This window comes from Saccharothrix obliqua (assembly GCF_019375475.1).
Classification (GTDB): Bacteria; Actinomycetota; Actinomycetes; order Mycobacteriales; family Pseudonocardiaceae; genus Actinosynnema; species Actinosynnema obliqua.
This window is the reverse complement of the sequence record NZ_JAHXGQ010000037.1, coordinates 1-883: the sequence shown is the minus strand read 5'-3', so window position 1 is coordinate 883 and position 883 is coordinate 1. Positions and strand designations below refer to the sequence as shown.

Here is an 883-nt window from a genome sequence, read left to right as displayed (position 1 = left end):
CGCACCGCGACCGCCGGCGCCACCGGCTCGTCGTTGGAACTGAAGCCGTGCAGGTCCACGAACAGCTGCCCGTCGGGGAACCGCTCCAGGTTGCGGTGTGACCAGGCCAGCGCGAGCCAGGTCTTGCCGATCCCGCCCACGCCGCCGATCGCCGACACCACCACCGTCGCACCCGACACCTCGTCCGACGACGTGCCCGGCGGGTGGACCTTGCCGGTCAGGGGGCGGTCCAGCTCGGCCAGTTCGGTGGCGCGACCGGTGAACAGCCTGGGCGAGGCGGGCAACTGGCGGGGCACCTGCGCCGCCCGACCCGCGCCGACGGCGGCTTCGGCCAGCGTGGAGTCGCCGGCCAGGATGCGGTGGTGGAGCCGGCGCAGGGCCGGCCCGGGGTCCGCGCCGAGTTCGTCGGCCAACCGGACGCGCAGCCGCTGGAAATGGTCCAGGGCGTCGGCCTGCCGACCATTGCGGTACAGCGCGAGCATGAGCTGACCCGCGACACGCTCGTCCAACGGGTGGTGACCGGCACGCTCGGCCAACACGGGCAGCAGATCCGTGTGCCGACCCAACCGCAACGCCGTGTCGGCATGGTCCAGCTCCGCGGCGAACCGGCGACGCTCCACACCCGCCCGCACATCCGCCGCCCACGGACTGCCCAACTCGGGCAGCGGTTCGCCATGCCACAGCGCGAGCGCCTGCTCGTACAACGCCGAAGCCCGCTCGTCGTCCCGCATGGCCCTGGCACGGGTGAGCAGGTCGTGGAACCGGTGCAGGTCCACGGTTTGCTCTTCGAGGGCGAGGCGGTAACCGCCGGAATGGCGCTCCAGCCGGACCTCGCCGAGGTCGACCAGCACGCCGCGCAAACGGGTCAGGTAGCTGTAGAGGG

1 protein-coding gene is annotated in these 883 nt (G+C 72.7%); it reads right to left on the bottom strand.

What is annotated here, in order from left to right:
• On the bottom strand, nucleotides 1–883 hold an 883-nt coding region (locus KZQ38_RS35700; protein ID WP_219448453.1), incomplete at both ends, for an AfsR/SARP family transcriptional regulator.